The following is a 21,320-nucleotide window of genomic DNA, read 5'->3' on the forward strand; positions in this document are numbered from 1 at the left end:
CTCCTCAGGATGAGGCATTGGGGAGTGAAATCACCTTCAACGCTTTATAAAAGCCGTAACAGCTGCTTTTCCCGATTACTCGACAGTCACCGACTTCGCCAGATTGCGCGGCTGGTCGACATCGGTGCCCATCAGAACAGCGGTGTGATAGGCCAGCATCTGGATCGGCAGCGCATAGACAAGCGGAGTGATGAATTCCGGAACGTCCGGCAGAACGATGGTTGCCATCGTGTCGATGCTGGCAGCTTCTGCGCCTTTTTTGTCGGTGATAAGAATGATCCGACCCCCGCGCGCCGCCACTTCCTGCATGTTGGAAACGGTCTTCTCAAAAAGGCGATCCGACGGCGCGATGACGATTACCGGCATGGTTTCATCGATCAGCGCAATTGGGCCGTGCTTCAACTCACCGGCGGCGTAGCCTTCGGCGTGGATATAGGAAATTTCCTTGAGCTTCAGCGCGCCTTCCATGGCAAGCGGGAAGGAAGTGCCGCGACCGAGATAAAGCACATGATTGACCTTGGCCAGTTCATGGCAGACTGCGGCGATCTGGTCTTCCAGCTTCAGAACCTGATTGATGAAACGCGGCGCTTCGGAAAGCTGGCGCACCAGTTCCTGTTCGCGCTTGTCATCGATTGCGCCACGCGATTTCGCAGCCGCGATAACAAGCGAGGCCATGGCCGAGAGCTGGCAGGTAAAGGCCTTGGTCGAGGCAACCCCGATTTCCGGCCCGGCAAGCGTCGGGAAAACGGCATCGGATTCACGCGCAATGGTCGAGCCCGTCACGTTGACGACAGCGGCGATTTTCAGCCCCTGCGATTTGCAGTAGCGCAGCGATGCCAGCGTATCAGCCGTTTCGCCGGACTGCGATACGAACATCGCCAGCGAATCTTTCGAAAGCGGCATTTCGCGATAACGGAATTCAGACGCGATATCGCTATCGACCGGCAGGCGCGCAATCTGCTCGAACCAGTATTTGCCGACGGACGCAGCATAATAAGCCGTGCCGCAGGCAGATATCGTCAGGCGGTCGATCTTGCTGAAATCGATGCCGATTGCTTCCTGACGCACCTTGCCGGTGGTGAAGTCGAGATAGTTCGCCAGCGTGTGAGAGATCACTTCCGGCTGCTCGAACATCTCTTTCTGCATGAAGTGACGATGATTGCCCTTGGAGACAAGCATGTTAGCCGTCTGCGTCTTCTGGATCGGCCGCTCGACTTCGCTGTTGTTCTCGTCGTAAACGGTCACACCCTTGCGCGTCAGAACGGCCCAATCGCCATCTTCGAGATAGGCGATGGTATCCGTGAAAGGCGAAAGGGCGATGGCATCCGAACCGAGGAACATTTCACCTTCGCCATAACCGACGGCAAGCGGCGGCCCCTGGCGAGCGCCGATCAAAAGCTCTTCGTCGCCCTCGAACAGGAAAGCAAGCGCGAAAGCGCCATGCAGCATCGGCAGGCTGTCGCGGACAGCCTCGACCGGAGACTTGCCCTTTGCCAGTTCGCGGGTCACAAGATGCGCGACAGCTTCAGTGTCGGTTTCGGTCTGGAACTTGTAGCCTTCCGCCTCAAGCATGGCGCGAAGTTCGGCGAAATTCTCGATGATGCCGTTATGAACAACCGCAAGGCGCTCGGTGATGTGCGGATGGGCGTTACGCTCCACAGGCTTGCCGTGCGTCGCCCAGCGGGTATGGCCAATACCGATGACACCAGGAAGCGGTTCTCCAGCCAGTCGCTTCTCCAGATTGACCAGCTTGCCTTCGGCACGGCGGCGATCGAGCTTGCCGTTCTGCAAGGTGGCGATACCGGCAGAATCGTAGCCGCGATATTCAAGCCGCTTCAGTGCATCCACGAGAAGCGGAGCGACTTCGTTATTTCCGATAATGCCGATAATTCCACACATGGGCTGCTCCAGATCCGACGTCGAGACGTAATGTTTCGCGGTTTAAAGATTCTAACGCAGAACGGCAACCCAATGGATTGCCGCTCACTTAAGCTATTGGACGATTTATTTCGCCGCGGTTTTAGCCGCTTTGATGGCGGCATACTTCTCTCGCAGGATTTTCCCCCGGCCTTCCTTCGTTTCCTGCCGGGCACGACCGAAGGCCAGCGCATCGGCAGGAACATTGTCGGTAATCGTGCTGCCCGATGCGATATAGGCATTGTCGCCGATTTCTACCGGCGCAACCAGAGAACTGTTCGAGCCGACGAACGCGTTTTCGCCGATCACCGTCTTGTACTTGTTGTACCCGTCGTAATTGCAGGTGATGGTGCCCGCGCCGATATTGCTCGATGCGCCGACTATCGCGTCGCCGATATAGGTCAGGTGATTGATTTTCGCGCCTTTATGCAAGGTGGCATTCTTCACTTCGCAGAAATTGCCGACCTTGGTCTTTTCTCCCAGATTTGCACCGGGGCGCAGGCGGGCAAACGGCCCGATCTCTGCCTTGGGACCGACCTCCGCACCTTCCAGATGCGAGAAGGAATGTATCAAGGCTCCCGACGCAACATGCACATGCGGGCCGAAGAATACATTCGGCTCAACAATAACGTCGGCCTCGATCAGCGTGTCATGCGAGAAGAACACGGTTCCGGGCGCAATAAGCGTCACGCCTGCCAGCATCATCTCGCGGCGCTTGCGATCCTGCCAGATGGCTTCGGCTTCAGCCAGTTCGACACGATTGTTGATGCCGATGACATTATCGACCGGCACTTCGATGGCCGTCACATTCATGTCCCTGCCATGGGCGATGGCGACAATATCGGTCAGATAATATTCGCCCTTGGCGTTGTTATTATCGACGGCATCCAGAAGCGCCAGAGCATGTTGGCCACGGACAGCCATCAGCCCGCCATTGCAGAAACCGATCTGCTTCTGCGCTTCGCTTGCTTCCTTTTCTTCAACGATGGCGACAAGCTTGTCGCCCTCTTCGATCAGACGGCCATAGCCGTGCGGATTCTCCGGGCGGAAACCGATAACGACAACGTCTGCGTCTCCGGCCAGCCGCTCGCGGGCCTTTTGCAGGGATTGTGCCTCGATCAGCGGCGTATCACCAAAAACGATAAGCAGATCATCATAACCGCGTTCGATTGCCTCGCGCGCGGCCAGAACTGCATGCGCTGTACCGAGACGTTCCTTCTGCTCGAAGGCCGAGACAGGCCCTGCATTCTTTTCCACCGCCGCGCGCACTTCGTCGGCGCCGCGCCCCACGACCAGCGCAACATCGCTTTTGCCGGTGCCCTGAACGGCCTTGACCACGTGCGAAACCAGCGGCAATCCCGCCACCTGATGCAACACTTTGGGCAGGCTGGATTTCATGCGTGTGCCTTCGCCAGCAGCTAGCACGATGGAAAGGCAGGTACGGTCTGTCATTGTGTCGTCCAGAAAATTGAGATGATCTTCGCTCATAACATCAAAGCGTCTATGAAAACTTACGCGCCAGTCTTCAGGAAAAGACCTTCGATTTGCCCAAGTGCAGGAAAGGTTTCAAGCATCCAGTACGAGAATGATTGCATGCCGCCCGTCAGGAACAAAACTCCTGCTACCACCAAAAGCGCGCCCATCGCTTTCTCCACCTTGCCCAGATGCACCCGGAAACGCGAAAGAAACCGCATGAATGCGCCGGAAAAAAGGGCGGCGATCAAAAAAGGAATGCCAAGGCCAAGCGAATAGGTTGCCAGCAACAGCGCACCCTCGCCCACCGTGCTGCTACCGCCCGCAAGCGTCAGGATCGGCCCAAGAACTGGCCCGATGCATGGCGTCCAGCCAAATGCAAATGCCAGCCCCATGACATAGGCTCCGAGCGGCGACGCCGGAGCGTTGCGGGCCTGGAACCGGGCTTCGCGAGACAGGAACGACAGGCGCAGGACGCCGAGGAAGTTCAATCCCATCAATATGATGACCACGCCCGCGACGATTGCAATTTCCTGCTGCCAGGCGCGCAGGAAGGCGCCAATCGAAGAGGCGCCAGCGCCAAGCGCCACAAAAACAGTGGTAAAACCGAGAACAAAGCAAATTGCGGCAAACGCCAGCGAACGGCGCGCCGAAGGCGCTGCTGCAACGGTTGTCGCCTTCTCTGCACGGAAATCCTCGACGCTCACGCCAGCCATATAGCACAGATAAGGCGGCACAAGCGGAAGAACGCAGGGTGACAGAAAAGACAACGCACCGGCTCCGGCAGCGGTCATGTATGAAATATCGAGCACCAAGACCTCTTTCAATTCATCAAATCACTTGCAGCCTGACCCAACCGCAGGCTTATATAGACCAACTTCTGCTCTGCTTTGAATATTTTCAATGCGGCATCTCGCTCGAACACAAGTTCGCCCTAAATCGAGATCATTGCGCAATTTATATATGTTGCTCCAACCGGACGATGTTCCTATGAGCCTTATTGATGATGACGAAGTGCCTTCCATGCCATCCGAAACGTCAGCAAGACATCATGGCTGGTTCACCCGCTACCAACATTTTCTGTTTCCGATAGCCGGTATCGCCATTGCGTTGCTTGCAATCTATGTGCTGGAGAATCTTCTCCAGCATACATCGCGCACGGAAACGCTCGCCGCACTGCATAATATATCGTGGGCAACGCTTGCGCTGGCAGTGTTTTTCACGGCTCTGAGCTATGCCGCTGTCGCACTTTACGATGTCGTGGCCGTCGATACGATCGCGCCAAACCAGATACCGCGCCGCCTTGCAGCCGTTGCAGGCGCCGCTGGCTACGCGATTTCCAACGCGCTTGGCTTTTCCCTGCTGACCGGCGGTGCCCTGCGTTATCGCATCTATGCCGCGGAGGGCGTGAGTCTTGCTGACATCGGCAAGATCGTCGGCACGTCATGGTTCGCGATCTGGTTCGCGCTGATCATAATGGTGGGCGCCGCTCTTCTCATCGATCCACGGGATGTTCCCTGGCTCTCTGCCATCGATTCCCGCATCGATATCGTTGCCGGCATCGCTATTCTGGGCGGTATCGGCTGGCTGATCTACTGGCTGTCGCATGGGCAGCGCAGTTTCACGATAGGCTCATTCAGCCTGCGCCTGCCCAACTCAAAGGGAGCGCTGCTCCAGATATTTGCCGGGCTCGTGGATGTGGGCGCCGCAGCGGCTACGCTCTATGTCCTCATGCCCGCCGATGCTGTGCCTAGCTTCGCCGTTTTCGCACTCGTCTATGTGATCGCCATCGTGCTGGGCATTGCCAGCCATGCGCCCGGCGGCCTCGGCGCCTTTGAAGCGACAATTATTGCAGGTCTCGGCCTTGGCGGAAAACCGGATGCGATTGCGGCGCTTCTCGCCTACCGGCTTATCTATACGATTATGCCGCTTGTCGTGGCGACCGCAGGCATTCTCATATGGGAGATCATGCGCCGCCGCCATATGCTCGGCAAGCAGGCACGCTTCGCCAAGCGGCTGGTCGAGCCGCTCGTCCCCGGTCTGTCTGCCAGCATCATCTTTCTGGGCGGGATCATGCTTCTCGTTTCCGGGGCCACGCCGGACCTTCGCTACCGCGTCGAAGTGCTCTCCGACATCGTTCCGGAATCCTTCATGGAAATGTCGCACCTCGCCGCCAGTCTGGTCGGCGTGGCGCTGCTCATCGTTGCTCGCGGTCTCTCAAAGAGGCTTGCGCGAGCATGGGTGGCTGCGCAAATCCTGCTTCTCTGCGGCGCGGCCTTTTCTCTGGCAAAAGGTCTCGACTGGGAAGAAGCCATTACTCTCTGTCTTTTCGCTTTCACACTGTGGGGGTTCCGGGATTCGTTCTATCGCCGCCCTATTTCGGGGCCGTTTGACCTGAGCTGGAACTGGATCGCGACCGTCGGCACAACTGTGCTCGTTTCCACATGGCTTGGATTTTTCGTTTATCGCCACGTGGAATATTCCAACACGCTCTGGTGGGATTTCGCCTGGAACGGCAATGCCCCACGCTTCCTGCGGGCAACCGTGTTGGTCTTTGCCGTGGTCGCCGCAGTTGGCCTTTACTCCATCATCAACCGGAACGGTCATCGCAGGCGAAAGGTGGATTATTCAATACCCCCCGCCGTGCCCGCCCTCGTCGCCCAATGGCCGCACACGGATGCCGCCCTGGCGCTGCTTGGCGACAAGCAATTTCTTCTGGCCCCCGACAACAGCTCCTTCATCATGTATTCCCAGTCCGGGGGCAGTCTGATCGCGCTTGGCGAACCCATCGGTAATGAACAAACCGGCAAAGAGCTTGCATGGTCCTTTCACGGGCTGGCCGACAAGCTTGCCCTGCGCACCGTATTTTACGGTGTTGGTCCGCAAAGCCTGCCCCTGTTTCTGGATATGGGCCTTGTCGCCCTGAAACTCGGTGAAGTCGCCCGCGTTGATCTCGCCGAATTCTCGCTGGAAGGACCGCGTCGCCAGCCGTTCCGCTATGCCGACAGAAAGATCGACAAGGATGGACTGACGTTTGAAATCATTCCGTCCGCCGATGTGCCTCCGCTCATCCCACGCCTGCAGGAGATTTCGGATGCCTGGCTGGATTTCAAGTCGGGCAGCGAGAAAGGGTTTTCGCTCGGATATTTCGATGAAGAATATATGAAACGCTTTGACGTTGCAGTGCTGAAACGCGACGGAGAAATCGTGGCTTTTGCCAACATATGGCGCGGCGCGGACAAATATGAAATCACTGTCGACCTCATGCGCTACATGCCGAATGTGCATAAGCTCCTTATGGACGCGCTTTTCGCGAAGCTGCTGATGGCCGGCAAGGAAGAAGGCTACAAGTGGTTCAACCTGGGCGCCGCCCCGCTATCGGGCCTGAGCGGCAGCAGGCTGGCCTCCCGTTGGAACCGCTTCGGCTCGTTCATCTACAAGCGCGGCGCCGATCTCTATCACTTTGGCGGATTGAAAGCCTTCAAGGAAAAATTCGATCCTGTCTGGACGCCGCATTACATGGTTTGCCCGGGCGGCCTTGAGACGCCGCGCGCCCTTCTCGATGCCACGACCCTCATCAATGGCAGCCCACTGGAGTTCATCCGCAAATGACGAAAAGACGCGTTCTCTTTATTGTGCTCGGATTGGCGCTGGTGGCAGCAGCGGGCGTGTACGGCACAATGCATACTGGTAAAATCGCGCGGCTCTGGACAAAAGTCATCGATTCCGACGAGCCGGTTATCCATGCCAGTGCCGAAAGACTGTCCAACATTCCTGTCTATATGCCAGAGAACGATCCTGTCGGACTTGCCATCCTGCTGAGTGATGACGGCGGCATAGGCGACCGGGAAAAACAATTCATGGATGCCATGCTTGCCCGGAATATGATCGTTCTGCCGGTCGAGCTTGGTCCGTGGCGCGCGGCGCTCGATAAGGAGGGCGGCGAATGCAACTATCTGGACTCCGATTTCGAAGCCATCGCCAAGGAAGCCTTGCGCGGGCTGGATCTCGGGGTCTATTTTCACCCCGTCCTGACGGGTGTCGGACAAGGCGCGACCATCGCTTATGCGGCGGCCTCGGATTCTCCGGATGCAACGATTGCAGGCGCTGTCGCGCTTGATCCGGTTCCTGCCAGGACCCGTCTTCCTTCTTGCACGGAAAAAGCCGCAGCAACCAAGGACCCGGATGGAGGCTTCACCTATGGGTTCAATGTGGCAATTCCCGCCCCTGCCCTGGTGATCGGGCCGGCCGGATCACCGACGAATAATCCCGTTACTGCCCGGCAGGAAAATTTAGCCGTGCTTCAATCTGCTCCTGCATTTCCGGCAAGACTCAAAATGGCTGTCGACAATGTCGTGGCCATGGCGGATCAGGACGCCAAGAACGAAGCCCTGCCGATCGTCGACCTTCCTGCGAAGGACGGAAAGGCCGATATGATTGCGGTCTTCTATTCCGGTGATGGTGGCTGGCGCGACCTCGACAAATCCATCGGCGAGTGGCTGCAGGCACACGGCGTCCACGTGATCGGCGTGGATTCGCTACGCTATTTCTGGTCGGAACGCACGCCGGAGGAAATCGCCAACGACACGACGGCGATGATCAAAAAAGCTGATCCGACAAATAAATTGCCGGTAGCTGTTCTCGGCTATTCGTTTGGCGCTGATACATTTCCGTTTGCCTGGAAATACCTGCCTGCGGCCATACAGGACCGGACGAAAATGATCGGCCTTCTCGGGGTCGAAACGACGACCACATTTCAGGTTTCGATTGAAGGCTGGCTCGGAATGGATGGTGACAAGGACGTCATTCCGGCCATTTCGACAATCCCGCTCGACCGGGTCGTCTGTGTCTATGGACAGGAAGAAGAGGATACCGCCTGCACTGCTCCGGAACTGAAGGGCATGGAAGTCATGAAACTGGCTGGCGGCCACCATTTCGATGAAAATTATGAGCCGATTGCCGCCAGCCTTCTGGAAAAGATGCGCAGCCGTGCCGGATTGCCGCCGCGACCAGCCAGTTGATAGGCCGCCGACAGGTCATCGCCAGAGATCAGGTATAAAAAATCGCCCAACCGCAAATCGGGGATCAAACGGTGACATCTAAGTATTTGAATGTGTTGGTGAGCGCGCAGGGATTCGAACCCTGGACCTACTGATTAAAAGTCAGTTGCTCTACCGGCTGAGCTACGCGCTCCCTGTTGGAGCAAATCGCCCCCGGAAGTGCGGCGGAACATAAGGGTGGCTTACGGATTGGTCAACACCATAAAGTCAGGTTTCTCCAACATAAATTCAAAAAAATAACAGGTCAGGGATACTCTATCTCGCGCAACAGCTTCCAGATGCCGGTAAATAGGTCATTTTCACGTTTTTCTGAGGGCTTAGCAGCTTCAACAGAACAGCGATTCTGAACCGTATGGTGATAGAACGACGACTGCCGGGCCTTCCGGGCCGGACCTTGCCGCGTGGCCATGCTACAGCTAGGGTCGGGACCTGTTAATTTGTTGGAAGTGGCGCCTGAAATGACAAGAGCTGCTGGAGCGGCGAAGGGCGACTACATCCAAACAGCCAGCCTCGTGCCATTTTCACCAAATTAACAGGTTCTGCCCTAGCTTCATCGGAATGAACTAACGGCACGGTATTTCATGTCTCTGACCACCAAGGCATTCTTCCATTTCCGGCGCTCCTTATCCGGCGTTGGCATAGCGCTAGGCACCCTGTTTTTTGCTGCGGCGCTCACGCCGAGCCTCGTTCCACGCACCTACGTCATGCAGGGCATTCTCGGTGGCGTCGCGTTCGGATCAGGTTATGGCATTGGCGTGCTATGGCGCTGGCTCTGGCATTACCTGGAATTGCCCGAACCCCAAGACCGCCTGCGCAGCAGAGCCAATCTTGCCGTCGGCGTGGTCTGTCTCGCGGTGGCTGTCGTAGCCCTTTATTTTGCGGCAAGCTGGCAGAATTCGGTTCGAGCCGTCATGGACATGGAACCGGTGCCCAGCGCCTATCCGATGAGCGTTTCGGCTTTGGCAGTACTGACATTCCTCATTCTGTTGGTACTTGTTCGCCTTCTCATCCGGCTAGGGCGATTCGTCTCCGGGAAAGTGCAACTCGTCATGCCTCGCCGGGTAGCCAACGTCCTCGGCGTCACGATTACCGTGATCCTTGTCTGGACGATTGCCAACGGGCTGCTCATCCAGTCCGCGTTCAGGGTTCTGGATCGTTCCTTTCGCGAGTACGACGCTCTGATCGAGCCGGATCGCCCACAACCGACGGCACCGGGCAAAACCGGCAGTGCTGCCTCGCTTTTGCATTGGAACGAACTTGGGCGGGCTGGACGCGAATTTGTCTCCTCGGGCCCTGCCGCTTCCGACATCACGGCGATGACCGGAGAAAGGGCAATCGACCCCATACGGGTCTATGCGGGTCTGCAAGTCGCCGACACGCCGGAACAACGCGCGGAGCTTGCACTGGAAGAGCTGAAGCGGCAACGCGGCTTTGACCGTTCGGTACTGGTCGTCATCACGCCCACCGGAACAGGATGGGTTGACCCTGCAGCAATGGACGGTCTTGAGTTTCTGCACCATGGTGATGTGGCCAGCGTCGCCGTGCAGTATTCCTATCTTTCCAGCCCATTGTCGCTGCTCTTTCAGCCCGAATATGGAGCGGAAGCATCGCGGGCGTTGTTCATCGCCGTCTACAACTACTGGAAAAACCTGCCGCGGGACAGCCGACCTCGCCTGTATCTTTATGGCTTGAGCCTCGGTGCGATGAACTCGGAAATTTCGTCCGAGCTTTTCGAAATGCTTGATGACCCCATCAACGGCGCGCTATGGAGCGGCCCTCCTTTCCCCAGCCGCGACTGGAAAGCCATGACCAGACGGCGAAATCCGGGAACGCCGGAATGGTTGCCGGTGTTCAGGGACGGCTCCTTTGCGCGTTTCATGAACCAGTATGGTGAAGCCCCGGGAAATGGAACGCGGTGGGGCCCAATGCGTGTGGTTTATCTGCAATATGCCAGCGACCCGGTCACTTTCTTCGACACGCTGTCCTTCTACCGCCAGCCTGATTGGATGCAGGCACCGCGCGGGCCCGATGTGTCACCCGATCTGCGATGGTATCCGGTGGTAACCATGCTTCAACTCGCCCTCGACATGGCCTTTGGAACGGCCACACCGATCGGGCACGGGCATGTATATGCTCCTGAGCACTATGTCGACGCGTGGCTGGAAGTTACCGGCGTAACTGGCTGGGATGCGCACAATATCGCAAGGCTCAAGCAGTATCTGCGCCAGAAAATGGATGGGACAAACATCGAGGGCTATGAACAGCGCGGCGGATAAGAGCGCATCCCGAAAGGCGTGAAACCCATTCAACAGGATGCGCGCCCCACCGGATAGTCGGAGCCCCGCTGTTCTTTATTCACCGGTCAGTAATCGGGCGATTTCTGCGGCGTCTGGGAACTGTTCAGATTCAGCATCGGAATCGCTCCGTTGGGCAGCATTGTGGTCGGCAGTTGACCATCCCATTTCTCGGCCTGCGTCAATGCAACGAGACCCGGATTGTCGCGAAGTGCATCGCCACGCGCCTTGATGGCGGTTGCCTCCGCCTCGCCCTTCAGCCTGATCGCGTCAGCCTCGGCTTCCGCCTGAAGACGAACGGCATCCGCCTGCGCCTCTGCTTCGGCGCGGCGAGCATCTGCCTGCGCTTTTGCCTGCGTCACGGTGATTTCAGCCTGCACCTTTTCGCGCTCTGCATTCTGACGAAGCCGCTGCACTTCAACTTCGGCCAACATGCGCTGTTCGATGGACTGCTCATAAGAGTCCGAAAAGTCGATATTCTCGATCTGCACCGTGTCGATGATAACCGGACCGCGCACACTGTTCTGAATGGCCTGCGCAATTTCCTGATTGAGACGGCTTCGTTCCTGAATAGCCTCCACGGCATTGAATTTGCCGAAAACCGTCTTGCTTTCCTCGAAAACGCGCCGCTCTACAAGGCGGGACAGGAGCCCGTCTTCACCGCCATAGGTCGCGTAGACTTCTTCCACGCGGTCTGGCGGAATGCGATAGTTGACCGACAGGTTCATCGTGGCTGGTTGCTGGTCGCGGCTATAGGCTTCCATGCTGTTATAGATCGCAGCTTTGGATTGCACCGATATTCGTACGATAGAATCGATCACCGGAATTTTGAAACCGAGGCCGGGTTGTGCAACGCCGGAAACAGCACCGTAGCGCAAAACAACGCCACGCTCGCCTTCATCAATCGTGTACCAGGAACCAAGTACTACGCTCAATATACCGAGTAAAATTACACCGGCTATTGCTTTGGGTAAAATCGCGCGCATCCTGTCTCCTTTGGCGCTCTGTTGTAACAGAGGGGAACCGAAAGCTTTTCAACAAGCGCGCTGCCGGAACTCACCCCGACCGCCTTTTAGGGTGCACCGCCGTGAATGACAATTACTGGTGGTACAGATGATGAAGCTAGTCCACAAAAACAAAGCCGCCCTTGAAGGGCGGCTTCATTGTGTTCAGCAGTTTTCAACTATCAATATGGCGAATAACACTGCTGGCGGGGGCCGTTATACGGCTGAAAAGTATTATCCGAGGCCCTATATGAGCGATAACGATTATAGCACCACTGTACATGTGAATTGCTGTAACCATAAGCCGGTGCGCGATAGACTGGCGGGGGCGGTGGCGGCGGAGCGGCAATCGCACCACCGATGATTGCACCGGCGCCGAACGCAGCGAGCGGATACCACCAACCGTCATTATGCCGGCGATAGCCGTGGCGATAATAGCGGTCACCGCGATAACCATTCCAGTAACCCGGCCCCGGGCGGTATGGCCGGCCATGCCAGCCCGGACGAGGCCCCGGCCGATAGCCGCCCCAGTGCCCATGGCCCGGTCCGCGACGCCAGCGGTCATCCCGAACCTGTTGAACATGCTCGTTGCTCGCCGCAGGCGCAGTTGGCATGACGGGCGCAGCCGAGACCGGGACTATCGCGCCGATCAAAAAGCTCGCACCGACAAGGCCGACCATCATCTTTTTGAAGGTGTTCATCCTGTGCTTCTCCATTTCAATGATGCCATCATTGCCGTCTGTTTATGAATGTCCGCTGAACGTTGCGGGGAAAATCTGCCGGCTCCCTGTTTTCTCCCCGCAACGCGGCATGTTTCATGCGGCTTCTAACGGAGGAGACGACAATTGGTTCTCGCTATTCCATTATTTTCGTTAGCAAATTGCGAGACAATCGGATAACTTGCGTGAAGTAGGGCAGCTTGTAAGCGTTTTCAGGGAGTGGGGTTTGCATTGGCAACAAAAGCAGGGCCGTCCGTAAAAATTTTGGGAACATCTTTTTCCCAGGAAGCGGATCCTTTCACGGCGGCAGTTCAACTGACGCCCATGCCGATGCTCATCACCAATCCCCGCCTGCCCGATAACCCCATCGTCTTTGCCAACAAGGCCTTCCAGAACCTGACAGGCTATGAAGCCGATGAAATCATTGGGAAGAATTGCCGTTTCCTGCAAGGCCCCGGCACGGACCCGAAACATGTCGAGATGATCCGCGCGGCAATCGAAACGGAACAGTCGATCGATATCGATATTCTCAATTACAAGAAGTCAGGCGAACCATTCTGGAACCGGCTTCACATCTCCCCTGTCAAGACCGAAGCAGGCGAACTCCATCACTTCGTTTCATCACAGCTCGATGTGACCCTGGAACTCGGCAAGCTGGTCGAGCTGGAAAAAGAACGCGAAACGCTTTCGCTTGAAAAAGAGCGCAGCAACGATCAGCTGCAATATATCATCGAAGTGGCGAATGTTGGCTTCTGGACGCGGGATTATCATACGGGCGAAATCAGCTGTTCATCGGAATACAGGCGTATTTTCGGGCTGACGCCGGATGAGCCGGTCAACTATGACAAGATCATCGAAATGGTGGTGCTGGAAGACCGGATTGCACTGATCCAGCGGTCGCAGGAATCTTTCGCGACCGGCAAGTCTTTCCGGATGGAATATCGCATCACGAACAGGCTGGGTCAGGTGCGCTGGGTTGAAACCCGAGCCAAGGCACTGACGGGCAAGTCACCGACGCTTCTGGGTATCGTCATCGACGTCACGGAGCGCAAGAAAGCCGAAGCTGACAAGGCTTTGGTCACCCGCGAAATTTCACATCGGTTCAAGAACTCGATGGCGATGGTGCAATCCATCGCCAACCAGACCTTGCGGAACGCCACCGATCCGCAGACCGCGAACGAGTTGTTCAGCGAGCGGCTGCGCGCACTTAGCCAGGCCCACGACATGCTGCTGCGTGAGGACTGGACGGGCACCACGATCAACCAGATCTGCGACACCGCGCTTGCCCCTTTCAACAGCACGTTCGGTCATCGAATCCGTACCCATGGTCCGGCACTGGTGGTGAGCGACCGGGTAACCGTCTCCCTTTCACTGGGCCTGTATGAACTGGCAACCAACGCGGTGAAATACGGCGCGCTGTCCAACGAAAGCGGCACCGTCCAATTCGACTGGAATGTCGTTCAAAGGCAGGGCGAGCAGAAACTTCATATGCGCTGGATCGAAAGCGGCGGACCTCCAGTCGAACGTCCTGCCCGGCGAGGCTTTGGCCAGCGGCTGCTCTACTCCGTTCTCGCAGGCGAGTTGAAGGCAAAATGCGATATCGACTTCGCGCCGGGCGGACTGGTAATTGATGTCCTCGCTCCCATGACAGCGGATGTGTTTCCGCAACTCGAGGGCATTTCACGTTCGCAGGCTGAGTCCGTCTGATGAAAAAGAGCAGCGAAAACGCTGCTCTTTTCTTCTTTAGTTGTGCGGGCCGCGACGGCGCGGCTCGATATATACGCGGTCACGATGACGGTGGCGATCATGGCGCCAGCGAGCACGGTCGCGTTCGCGATAATAGCGGGGTGAATGACGATCCCACCCGCGACGGTCATCGCGCCAGCGGCGATCCCAGACGCAGCGACCGCTTCGCGTACGAACCGCACCACGAGGGCAGCGATAATCAACCTGAATGGCAGAACCAGCGCCATGGGCACCGACAGCCGGTAGTGCGGCCGGAGCAACAGGCGTGGCCGCTTCAGCAACAGCAGTTAGCGCGAAAAGCGCGAGAGCCGCAGAAACCAACTTGAATTTCATTCCATTTTCCTTTTCAGAGCTGTCCAGAATTGGAATATCTTGCCCACAAATACCTAGGTCAGACAGGCGAGTGGTAAAGTCACTTAATCTTACGGCGAGCTATCAATCTCGACCCCGCCCCATCAAACGGGACGCCGCACACCACCTGCAATTTTGCTGGGGTATTTTTAAGAGAATCTGGATATCAGAAGCCAATTGAATTCGCATGCTATCCCTTGAAGCAAGGGAAGAGCTGCAGAATCTCCAATCCGCAAAGCCGATCCTGCGCCGGTTCACGTCCGGTAGCGGGCGGAGCTTTGCGGCTGTCGCAAGGAGCAGGAACATGGATCATTCGGCCTCTAAAATCGGCGCCATAAGGGGCGAGAAAACCGGTCTGGTTACGACCCAGATCGAATGGATCGAACTGGTCGGCGGCTTGCCGGAGCAAGATTCGCTCTTCCTTCGCGACCTGATCGGGCGGCACCGTGAGCAGTTCGTTGGTGTGTTCTATGATCGTCTGATGAGCAATCGTGATGCGGCAACTTTTCTGTCCCAGAAAATGGTCCAGGAGCGCCTGCACAACTCGCTGAGCGATTGGCTCCTGAAAATGTTCGAGAGAACCGCCGGCGATGTTGACGCATTCATCCGTGAGCAGCGCAAGGTCGGCGAAGTCCACGCCCGCATCGACGTACCGATCCATGTCGTCATGCAGGGCGCGCGCCTGCTCAAGAACGAGATCGTCCGTCAGCTGAAGCTGGAAGTTGCCACACGCGAGGGTCTGGCGCGTCTGATCGTGCATGTCAGCAATGCAATCGACATTGCGATTGAAATCATGAGCCAGTCCTTCGTGAAAGACGCGCGCGAAAGCGCCCAGACCGACGAAGCCTATCGGGCCTTTACGCTGAGCCATGATTTTCCGCTTGAGCGAGAATCGCAACGTGCCGCACTCATGGAATGGAGCCAGTCGCTCCTTTTCAATCTCTATGGCAATCCCGACAGCCCGCTTCACACGCTGGCCAGCTCGGACTTCGGATTATGGTTGCAGCATAAGGCCGATCTCATGTTCTCCAATTCCTCGACGCTGGAAAATATCCGCCGGAATGTAGAACATATAGACAATGTGCTCCTTCCGGCCATCAACGGCGCCCGCAAAGATAACCCGACTGAACTCGCTGCCTCCCTGTCACTGTTCCAGACAAAGATCGGGGAAGTGAAGTTTCTGCTATCCGAACTTTTTCAGGCGGCTGCGGCCATGGAAACGGGCCGCGATCCTCTGACCCGCGCGCTCAATCGTCGTTTCATGCCCTCGATCCTGACCCGCGAAGTGCGCATGGCGTCCCAAAAGGCAATGGATTTAAGCGTTCTGATGATCGATATCGATCACTTCAAGAACATCAATGACACCTACGGGCACAGCAGTGGCGATGCGGTTCTTCAGCAGGTGGCCGAAACGATCCTTTCGCTCTGCCGCCCAAGCGATTTCGTGTTCCGCTATGGCGGCGAGGAATTTCTGGTCGCGCTTGTCGAAGCCGACGAGGACAAGGCATTTGCAATCGGCGAGGAACTGCGCAGACAGATAGCCCAACAACCTATGAACCTACCCGATGGCGCGCGTCAGTCTGTCACCCTGTCCATCGGTGTTGCGGCATTCAATGGTCATCCGGATTACAGCCACCTCGTGAACGCTGCTGACCGGGCGCTCTATCGCGCCAAGCAAGCCGGTCGCAATCGCTGTGAAAAGGAAGTACCGCTCGCGATTGATTGATTGCAGAGGCATTTTGACATCTGGCGATTACGCTGCAAAACCGCCATATGCTCCCATCATGACGAATAGCTCCGTTTCCCCCGTTTCCGATATTGCCTCACCAAAGCCGCGCGAGCGCAACGCGCTGGAGACGCGTTTTCTGCCGCAACAGGCAGATGCACCGCCGGTGGACTGGGTTGTCGCAGACGGGCTGACGGACTACGAGGAAGCACTTGCCTTCATGGAAGCGCGTGTGCAGGCCATTCGGGAAGGCACCGCTAACGAACTCGTATGGCTGGTCGAACATCCTTCGCTTTACACGGCAGGAACAAGCGCCAATGCAAGCGACCTGCTGGCGCCCGACAGCCTGCCCGTGTTCAACACGGGGCGCGGCGGGGAATATACCTATCACGGGCCAGGCCAGCGTGTTGCCTATGTGATGCTGGACCTGAAACGCCGCCGCGAGGATGTGCGTGCCTTCGTGACGGCGCTCGAACAATGGATCATCGAGAGCCTGGCCGAGTTCAACATCAAAGGCGAACGGCGTGAGGATCGCGTTGGCGTATGGGTAACGCGGCCTGAAAAGCCCCGCCTGGCCAATGGCGGCATGTGCGAAGACAAGATCGCGGCTATCGGCATCCGTCTGCGGCGCTGGGTGAGCTTCCACGGCATAGCCATCAATGTCGAACCGGATCTCAACCATTATTCCGGCATCGTGCCTTGCGGCATCTCCGAACATGGCGTTACCAGCCTTGTCGATCTGGGCTTGCCGGTGACGATGGGCGACATGGACGTCGCTTTGGGAAAGGCGTTCGAGACGGTATTCGGTCCGCGTCAGCTCAAATAGTTCTGCTCACGCCACTGCGTCGGCCTTCACCCGGCGCTCGCGCATGAAAACATAAAAACCCGATCCGACGATGATTGCGATACCGAGCCATTTCGATGGCGTCGGGAAATCGCCGAATACTATCAGGCCAACCAGAACCGCATTGACGATTTCAAGATACTGGAACGGCGCCAGCATGGATGCTGGTGCGAGCTTGAACGCCTGCACGACCATGAGGTGACTGACAGTGCCGATTGTTCCAAGAAGCAGCAGGAGCAGCCAGGGCTGGATGCCCTGCGGCAGCCCGAAACTCAGATCGCCAAGCCCCGCCGCAGTTCCATAGATCATGGCGAGCCCCGCAAACATCCAGCCGCCCACACCGGCATAAAACTGCATGACAAGCGGGCTTTCCTTCGCACCGTATTTGCGATTCAAAATGAGATAGATCGCAAAAGTTACGGCGGTCGCGAGCGGCAGAAGCGAGACCGCGCCGAAAATCTCGAAACTCGGCTGGATTACTATCATCGTCCCGATGAGACCGATACCGACAGCACTGAATCTTCTCCAGCCCACTTTCTCCTTCAGGAAAATGGCCGAAAACAGCGTCAGAATAAGAGGCTCGGCAAAGAAGACGGCCATCGCATCGGCCAGCGGCATATACTTGACTGCCGTAAAGAAGCAGAGCCCGCCAAACCCCATCAGCGCACCGCGAATGAGGTTGCCTGCCAGATGCTGCGTTCGCAACGCTGCAAAGCCGCCGACCATGAGCAGGATGAAGAACATCAGCCAGCACTGAACGAAGAAGCGCATGAAGGTCACGGTTGCCGGAGGCATATGGTCTGCCATGGCGAGCCACTTGCCGATGGCATCCATCAGCGGCAGCAGAAGCACCGAGAGCACCATGATCGCCATGCCTTTTACGTGCGCTTCCATGCCGCCTGTCGCGCTGCTCTGCATTTCAAACTCTCGGTATCTGGAATGTCCCCGCTATGGCTCTATGCGAACTGCCGCAGCGTTTCCATCCAATTTGACCGGAATTGCCCCGCTTGTTTGACTTTCGACCGCTTTCTGGTGCAAATCAGTTCCGTTCTGGACAAAACCCTTTGAAAAAGCCGTGCGCAAACGGAACGTAAGGCGAACTTTAGTCGCCTTTCGCGAGCGCGCGTGGCATCATTCAAGTGATTCGCGAACAGTATTTTCCGGTCTTTGGCGAGCAGGCTCGACAGCGGCCTCCTGAAATTCAGATAGAGAGCTTTTCGGAACAAATGGACGATAGCAACGATCTCTTCTCGAGAGTGGTCAACAATGCCCGGGCCCGAGAACAGGAACAGGGGCGACAGAGCGAAAAACCTGTGGCGCCGCAACCTGTTGCGCAGCCGGTGGCAGCGCCGTCGCTCTCTGTTCCAAAGCCGGTAACCGCCAAGGCGCCGCCTGCTTCATCGGCAGGCGATGACTATAATGCTTCGTCCATCCGTGTTCTGGAGGGTCTGGAACCCGTACGCCTGCGCCCCGGCATGTATATTGGCGGCACGGACGAAAAGGCGCTGCATCACCTCTTCGCCGAAGTCATCGACAACTCGATGGACGAGGCGGTGGCGGGACACGCCAATTTCATCGAAGTCAGTTTCGACGCCGACGGATTTGTCACCGTTTCGGACAATGGGCGCGGCATTCCAGTGGACGAACATCCCCAGGTGCCGGGAAAATCCACGCTCGAAGTCATCATGACCAAGCTGCATGCTGGCGGCAAATTCGACGGCAAGGCTTATGAAACGTCAGGCGGCCTGCATGGCGTGGGTGTTTCGGTGGTGAATGCCCTTTCGGACGTGCTTGAAGTGGAAGTGGCGCGCAATCGCCGTCTTTATCGGCAGCGTTTCTCGCGCGGTATTCCGCAGGGCGGACTGGAAGATGTCGGCGAAGTGCATAACCGTCGCGGCACCCGTGTCCGTTTCCACCCGGACCCTGATATCTTCGGGAAAACGGCGCAGTTCGATCCGCATCGTCTCTATCGCATGGCGCGCTCGAAGGCCTATCTGTTCGGCGGGGTTGAAATCCGCTGGAACTGCGATCCTTCCCTCCTCGACCCGAAGAAGGAAACGCCGGAGAAGGCGGTGTTCCACTTCCCCGGCGGCCTGAAAGACTATCTCGAGGCATCGCTTGGCAAGGAACATCAGGTCACGCGCGAGGTTTTCGCAGGCAAGACCGAAAAGCAGGGTGGCCACGGCGCGGTTGAATGGGCCGTTTCATGGTTTGGCGGCGACGGTTTCGTCCATTCCTATTGCAACACCATCCCAACCGGCGATGGCGGCACCCATGAGGCAGGCTTGCGCATTGCGCTGACACGCGGCCTGAAAGCCTATGCGGAACTGACCAACAATAAACGCGCCTCGATCATCACCACTGACGACGTGATGGTGTCGGCGGCGGGAATGCTGTCGGTCTTCATCCGCGAGCCGGAATTTGTCGGCCAGACCAAGGACAAGCTTGCCACCGTCGAAGCGCAGCGCATCGTGGAAAATGCAATCCGTGATCCGTTCGATCACTGGCTGACGGCTTCTCCGCAGGAGGCGTCCCGCCTCCTGGAATGGGTGATCGACCGCGCGGATGAGCGTTTGCGCCGCCGTCAGGAAAAGGAAACTGTCCGCAAAAGCGCGACGCGCAAGCTGCGCCTGCCGGGCAAGCTCGCCGATTGCACCCAGAACGCGGCCGCCGGGGCGGAACTGTTCATCGTCGAAGGTGACTCGGCAGGCGGTTCGGCCAAGCAGGCACGCAATCGCGCCAACCAGGCCATTTTGCCGTTGCGCGGCAAGATTCTGAACGTTGCCAGCGCAGGACGCGAGAAGCTGACGGCGAACCAGCAGATTGCAGATCTCATTCAGGCTCTTGGTTGCGGCACACGCAAGAACTATCGGGAAGACGATCTGCGCTATGATCGCGTCATCGTCATGACCGATGCTGACGTCGACGGTGCGCATATTGCATCCCTGCTCATCACATTCTTCTATCAGGAAATGCCGGACCTGATCCGCAACGGCCACCTCTATCTGGCAGTGCCTCCGCTTTTCCGCTTGAGCCAGGGCGGAAAGGTCGCCTATGCGCGTGATGAAGCGCATAAGGATGAGCTTCTGCGCACCATGTTTACCGGACGGGGCAAGGTGGAAATAGGCCGTTTCAAAGGCCTTGGCGAAATGCGCGCCGAACAGCTCAAGGAAACGACCATGGACCCTAAGAAGCGAACGCTTTTGCGTGTCCAGGTGGACGAAGAATATGTCGATGAAACCCGCAACACGGTCGATGAACTGATGGGCACCAAGCCGGAAGCTCGTTTCCGTTTCATTCAGGACCGTGCGGCTTTTGTCGAAGAGTTGGATATTTAGAGCACGTTTCCAGAAAGCCTGAACTGCTCGCGTCCCATGAACGGCAACCCGCAAGCGCGATGCCGTTCATTCTCTTTTTCAATAAAACTGTTTAAGCCATTGTTAAAATGAAGCTTCAAGCTTTCACATCGATGCCGAGCTTGGCTTCAATTTCCTCAATCGATTCCTTGACGAAGAATGTCTGGTCCGTGCTCAGCGTCACAATACGCGTGCCGGTTCCATAAGTATTGTAGCACAAAACATGATTGAAATTCACGGCGAGCTTCTCCCCGTTTACTTCCGTCAGCATGATCCACATCGCTTGCCCTCCTCCTAGTGTATTCACTCTCAAGAAGGATAGGCGCGACAGAACGTTCGGCAATGGTTGCGACAAGCTGGCTTCAAAGCTTTGCGCGCATTCTCACCTTTTCAACCTGTTTCCTGAAGCTTTCCGACCACTCCTCTCCCTGCCACTCGATCCGGAAACCAACCTTTTCATAAAGATAGATCGCGGGGAGATTATCCGCATGCGTCCCGATCACTGCTTCATCGAAGCCGTCGAACAGGAGTTGCGCCATCAGGGCATCAAGAAGCTGTCCGCCAATTCCCTGCCCGTGGCAGGGCGGATCGACCCATAGGTCGGAAATGTAATTGCTTCGCGGCACTCTCGCACCCCAGCCCGCAATAGTTCCGCCCTTTTCGGCAGTCAACACACCATCCGCATTCTCTTGAAGGTCGTGCAGGAATTTGGCTTCCAGCGCGTGCTGCCGATCAGCGGTAAGTTCCACGCCACGAGCCGCAATCCGCCACGCCCTGACTGCCAAGGCGGCCATAGAAGCAAATTCGCCGGGGAAGCCCCGGCGAATAAG

The 21,320-nt window shown here is 57.1% G+C and carries 16 protein-coding genes and 1 tRNA gene; 7 read left to right on the forward strand and 10 right to left on the reverse strand.

Annotation, left to right across the window (positions count from 1 at the left end):
- Nucleotides 1–75: 75 nt before the first annotated feature.
- From glmS to OINT_RS15940, 3 genes are all read right to left on the reverse strand, one after another.
- Entirely contained in the window at nucleotides 76–1,899 is a 1,824-nt protein-coding gene (gene glmS / locus OINT_RS15930) for a glutamine--fructose-6-phosphate transaminase (isomerizing) (protein ID WP_006468912.1), read from the reverse strand.
- Between the two features lie 105 nt (nucleotides 1,900–2,004).
- Nucleotides 2,005–3,369, reverse strand: coding sequence for a bifunctional UDP-N-acetylglucosamine diphosphorylase/glucosamine-1-phosphate N-acetyltransferase GlmU (gene glmU, locus OINT_RS15935; RefSeq protein WP_039853484.1), 1,365 nt, complete (start codon nucleotides 3,367–3,369; stop codon nucleotides 2,005–2,007).
- A gap of 59 nt (nucleotides 3,370–3,428) precedes the next feature.
- Nucleotides 3,429–4,202, reverse strand: coding sequence for a cytochrome c biogenesis CcdA family protein (locus OINT_RS15940; RefSeq protein ID WP_025090207.1), 774 nt, complete (start codon nucleotides 4,200–4,202; stop codon nucleotides 3,429–3,431).
- A 178-nt stretch (nucleotides 4,203–4,380) separates the two neighbouring features.
- Between OINT_RS15940 and mprF the strand changes: the two genes are divergently transcribed.
- The gene (gene mprF / locus OINT_RS15945; protein ID WP_031346387.1) at nucleotides 4,381–7,002 is read left to right on the forward strand and encodes a bifunctional lysylphosphatidylglycerol flippase/synthetase MprF; all 2,622 of its coding nucleotides are present in this window, start codon (nucleotides 4,381–4,383) and stop codon (nucleotides 7,000–7,002) included.
- Nucleotides 6,999–8,411, forward strand: coding sequence for an AcvB/VirJ family lysyl-phosphatidylglycerol hydrolase (locus OINT_RS15950; protein ID WP_006468917.1), 1,413 nt, complete (start codon nucleotides 6,999–7,001; stop codon nucleotides 8,409–8,411). The genes mprF and OINT_RS15950 overlap by 4 nt, the downstream gene beginning before the upstream one ends.
- 96 nt (nucleotides 8,412–8,507) lie before the next feature.
- Here the strand turns inward: OINT_RS15950 and OINT_RS15955 are convergent.
- Nucleotides 8,508–8,583, reverse strand: a tRNA-Lys gene (locus OINT_RS15955).
- 448 nt (nucleotides 8,584–9,031) lie between these two features.
- Here OINT_RS15955 and OINT_RS15960 point away from each other — a divergent pair.
- Entirely contained in the window at nucleotides 9,032–10,726 is a 1,695-nt protein-coding gene (locus OINT_RS15960; protein ID WP_006468918.1) for an alpha/beta hydrolase, read from the forward strand.
- Between the two features lie 86 nt (nucleotides 10,727–10,812).
- On the opposite strand, the gene OINT_RS15965 is transcribed toward OINT_RS15960, so the two are convergent.
- Both OINT_RS15965 and OINT_RS15970 read right to left on the reverse strand, forming a co-directional pair.
- Complete coding sequence (locus tag OINT_RS15965) at nucleotides 10,813–11,730, reverse strand: prohibitin family protein (RefSeq protein WP_006468919.1); 918 nt, start codon at nucleotides 11,728–11,730, stop codon at nucleotides 10,813–10,815.
- A gap of 200 nt (nucleotides 11,731–11,930) precedes the next feature.
- A complete protein-coding gene (locus tag OINT_RS15970; protein WP_006471381.1) occupies nucleotides 11,931–12,449 on the reverse strand; it encodes a BA14K family protein in 519 nt (172 codons plus the stop codon).
- Nucleotides 12,450–12,731: 282 nt separating this feature from the next.
- Here OINT_RS15970 and OINT_RS15980 point away from each other — a divergent pair, with 282 nt between their 5' ends.
- On the forward strand, nucleotides 12,732–14,174 hold the full coding sequence (locus OINT_RS15980; protein ID WP_036565014.1) for a PAS domain S-box protein: 1,443 nt from the start codon (nucleotides 12,732–12,734) through the stop codon (nucleotides 14,172–14,174).
- A 36-nt stretch (nucleotides 14,175–14,210) separates the two neighbouring features.
- Here OINT_RS15980 and OINT_RS15985 read toward each other — a convergent pair whose 3' ends face one another.
- Nucleotides 14,211–14,546, reverse strand: coding sequence for a hypothetical protein (locus OINT_RS15985; RefSeq protein WP_006468922.1), 336 nt, complete (start codon nucleotides 14,544–14,546; stop codon nucleotides 14,211–14,213).
- Nucleotides 14,547–14,868: 322 nt separating this feature from the next.
- Here OINT_RS15985 and OINT_RS15990 point away from each other — a divergent pair, with 322 nt between their 5' ends.
- Together OINT_RS15990 and lipB are read left to right on the forward strand one after the other, a co-directional pair.
- Complete coding sequence (locus OINT_RS15990; protein ID WP_006471384.1) at nucleotides 14,869–16,290, forward strand: GGDEF domain-containing protein; 1,422 nt, start codon at nucleotides 14,869–14,871, stop codon at nucleotides 16,288–16,290.
- 58 nt (nucleotides 16,291–16,348) lie between these two features.
- The gene (lipB, locus tag OINT_RS15995) at nucleotides 16,349–17,116 is read left to right on the forward strand and encodes a lipoyl(octanoyl) transferase LipB (protein ID WP_050791023.1); all 768 of its coding nucleotides are present in this window, start codon (nucleotides 16,349–16,351) and stop codon (nucleotides 17,114–17,116) included.
- Nucleotides 17,117–17,122: 6 nt separating this feature from the next.
- Here the strand turns inward: lipB and OINT_RS16000 are convergent, their stop codons facing one another.
- Nucleotides 17,123–18,052, reverse strand: coding sequence for a DMT family transporter (locus OINT_RS16000; RefSeq protein ID WP_006468924.1), 930 nt, complete (start codon nucleotides 18,050–18,052; stop codon nucleotides 17,123–17,125).
- 308 nt (nucleotides 18,053–18,360) lie between these two features.
- Here OINT_RS16000 and parE point away from each other — a divergent pair, with 308 nt between their 5' ends.
- Nucleotides 18,361–20,472 (forward strand): DNA topoisomerase IV subunit B, encoded by a 2,112-nt coding sequence (gene parE, locus OINT_RS16005; protein ID WP_006471386.1) that lies wholly within the window; start codon nucleotides 18,361–18,363, stop codon nucleotides 20,470–20,472.
- A gap of 115 nt (nucleotides 20,473–20,587) precedes the next feature.
- Here the strand turns inward: parE and OINT_RS16010 are convergent, their stop codons facing one another.
- A complete protein-coding gene (locus tag OINT_RS16010; protein WP_006471387.1) occupies nucleotides 20,588–20,770 on the reverse strand; it encodes a hypothetical protein in 183 nt (60 codons plus the stop codon).
- 82 nt (nucleotides 20,771–20,852) lie between these two features.
- Nucleotides 20,853–21,284: a GNAT family N-acetyltransferase gene (locus OINT_RS16015; RefSeq protein WP_235691677.1), complete on the reverse strand. Its 432-nt coding sequence runs from the start codon at nucleotides 21,282–21,284 to the stop codon at nucleotides 20,853–20,855.
- Between the last annotated feature and the right edge of the window lie 36 nt (nucleotides 21,285–21,320).

The sequence above is a fragment of the Brucella intermedia LMG 3301 genome, assembly GCF_000182645.1.
Taxonomy (GTDB): Bacteria; Pseudomonadota; Alphaproteobacteria; order Rhizobiales; family Rhizobiaceae; genus Brucella; species Brucella intermedia.

Excerpts from the sequence above, each read along its gene's own strand:
- glmS (WP_006468912.1), bottom strand. The coding sequence starts at position 1,899 with ATGTGTGGAATTATCGGCATTATCGGAAATAACGAAGTCGCTCCGCTT.
- OINT_RS15965 (WP_006468919.1), bottom strand. The coding sequence starts at position 11,730 with ATGCGCGCGATTTTACCCAAAGCAATAGCCGGTGTAATTTTACTCGGT.
- OINT_RS16010 (WP_006471387.1), bottom strand. The coding sequence starts at position 20,770 with ATGTGGATCATGCTGACGGAAGTAAACGGGGAGAAGCTCGCCGTGAAT.
- OINT_RS15990 (WP_006471384.1), top strand. The coding sequence starts at position 14,869 with ATGGATCATTCGGCCTCTAAAATCGGCGCCATAAGGGGCGAGAAAACC.
- OINT_RS15950 (WP_006468917.1), top strand. The coding sequence starts at position 6,999 with ATGACGAAAAGACGCGTTCTCTTTATTGTGCTCGGATTGGCGCTGGTG.
- mprF (WP_031346387.1), top strand. The coding sequence starts at position 4,381 with ATGAGCCTTATTGATGATGACGAAGTGCCTTCCATGCCATCCGAAACG.
- OINT_RS16000 (WP_006468924.1), bottom strand. The coding sequence starts at position 18,052 with ATGCAGAGCAGCGCGACAGGCGGCATGGAAGCGCACGTAAAAGGCATG.
- lipB (WP_050791023.1), top strand. The coding sequence starts at position 16,349 with ATGACGAATAGCTCCGTTTCCCCCGTTTCCGATATTGCCTCACCAAAG.
- OINT_RS16015 (WP_235691677.1), bottom strand. The coding sequence starts at position 21,284 with ATGGCCGCCTTGGCAGTCAGGGCGTGGCGGATTGCGGCTCGTGGCGTG.
- OINT_RS15985 (WP_006468922.1), bottom strand. The coding sequence starts at position 14,546 with ATGAAATTCAAGTTGGTTTCTGCGGCTCTCGCGCTTTTCGCGCTAACT.
- OINT_RS15960 (WP_006468918.1), top strand. The coding sequence starts at position 9,032 with ATGTCTCTGACCACCAAGGCATTCTTCCATTTCCGGCGCTCCTTATCC.
- parE (WP_006471386.1), top strand. The coding sequence starts at position 18,361 with ATGGACGATAGCAACGATCTCTTCTCGAGAGTGGTCAACAATGCCCGG.
- OINT_RS15970 (WP_006471381.1), bottom strand. The coding sequence starts at position 12,449 with ATGAACACCTTCAAAAAGATGATGGTCGGCCTTGTCGGTGCGAGCTTT.
- glmU (WP_039853484.1), bottom strand. The coding sequence starts at position 3,369 with ATGACAGACCGTACCTGCCTTTCCATCGTGCTAGCTGCTGGCGAAGGC.